Source organism: Gilvimarinus sp. 1_MG-2023 (genome assembly GCF_030548285.1).
In genome coordinates, this window is record NZ_JAUOSC010000280.1 from 1 (window position 1) to 390 (window position 390).

General features: G+C 55.4%; 1 protein-coding gene. It reads right to left on the reverse strand.

The genetic code is table 11. The features are described from left to right. On the reverse strand, positions 1–317 hold a 317-nt coding region (locus tag Q4563_RS16790; protein WP_303605300.1), incomplete at its 3' end, for an HAD-IC family P-type ATPase. Between the last annotated feature and the right edge of the window lie 73 nt (positions 318–390).

The window sequence follows — 390 nt, forward strand, 5'->3', positions numbered from 1 at the left end:
GCTTCCTTGGCCGCTTCGCTACCTTTTTGCCCCATCGCGATACCGGCGTCTGCACGTTTCAGTGCAGGCGCATCGTTTACTCCGTCACCCGTCATGGCCACGCGCATACCGATGGTTTGTAATGCAATTACCAAGCGTAATTTATGTTCCGGGCTTGTTCGGGCAAAAATATCGCAGTCCAGCACCTCCTGACTCAGAGCGGCATCATTCAAATCATCCAGATCTGCCCCTGTCAGTACCTTGTCTGCATTGTGCAAACCGATCTGTTTGGCGATGGCGGCGGCGGTTTTGGTGTGATCCCCGGTAATCATTTTCACCCGAATCCCCGCGCTGTGGCATTCCGCAATGGCGGTTATTGCTTCCGCGCGAGGCGGATCCATCATCCCGACC